The 1,102-nt window shown below is 39.2% G+C and carries 1 protein-coding gene and 1 pseudogene; both read right to left on the bottom strand.

Annotated features, from left to right (window positions below):
- Positions 1-300 precede the first annotated feature (300 nt).
- Positions 301-702 (bottom strand): hypothetical protein, encoded by a 402-nt coding sequence (locus ACFIM8_RS09105; protein ID WP_375614831.1) that lies wholly within the window; start codon positions 700-702, stop codon positions 301-303.
- A 20-nt stretch (positions 703-722) separates the two neighbouring features.
- Positions 723-1,102, bottom strand: a pseudogene (locus ACFIM8_RS09110) (filamentous hemagglutinin); the annotation flags it as partial.

Genomic DNA, 1,102 nt, shown 5'->3' on the forward strand with positions numbered 1-1,102 from the left:
CGGTACTCCACATTCTAAAAGTATTTTATTTCTCCATAATGCTGGAGAAAGTGAGGGAATTGAGTTAACACATCCAGCTGTAGTTAAGAGAGCTATGCAGCTCAATAGTTTTAAGATTTTTTTCATTTTCCCCTCTTTCAATGGATTTATTTACAATAAAAAGGCTCTAAAGCCTGTTGATATTTTATCTCCGTTTTTCAAGACAGTTCTGAACTGAGTTGAGATGGTAAATTGAGAAAACAATCCCGACATTCCAAGTAAAGGCAAGGATGGCAGATTGTTGATCATCACAAGAAAGACTTAAGGCTGGCATTTGCGACTATTTTTATATTTTTTACAAAACGGGCTGTTTAAGCGCTTCTTGACACTGCGCTGTGGTATGACAGCACCTGGACGACAAATCGGAAGGTTTTCCGCTTTATGATTTACACACCATCCGCCCCCCCTTTCTTCATAGCGGAATCCTGATTGAACCATGCAAGCATGAATTGTTGCTATTGCATTATTACTGAGCTTTCTACTTTCTGGATCCTTATCATAAGGGGTTGGCATACCGCATTCTAACAAGGCTTTTCCTACCTCTGTAAAATCTGCTCCTGGCTTTTCCCATGCCCCTATAGAAGATGTGGGAGTTTTATTAAACTGGCACCCAGCTATACTGAATAGAGTTACAGCACTTAATAATTTTAAGGTTTGTTTCATTTTTTACTCCATAATCTAATTCAAGGTTTTTGTTCTAGATGAGATGTGCCATAATTATATCTACATTTATAACTCGCATCTCCAAGGCAAGTATGGGAGCTTATGGGATTCATGATCACTCTCCACCATTCTTTCCACATGTTACTACCAGTAGGTATTGTCTCGTAAGTATAGCCATTGCCGCCAATAATTCTGCTGACAAAGTCATATCTATTCCCATCAAAACCAACAATGGTTTGTTTGCTATCACTCACATACCCTAACAGACCGGATGCAACTAAAACATTAAAGGCTGGTCCATAGAGATTGATAGTCGTGTTTTCGTTGGCTATACCGTGAACACCTTCTTGTTTGAAAGAATTCAGCATATTCCCCAATGTCATCGTCCCGCGACTATGTC

It is taken from the genome of Bartonella sp. AC535YNZD (assembly GCF_042196625.1).
Classification (GTDB): Bacteria; Pseudomonadota; Alphaproteobacteria; order Rhizobiales; family Rhizobiaceae; genus Bartonella.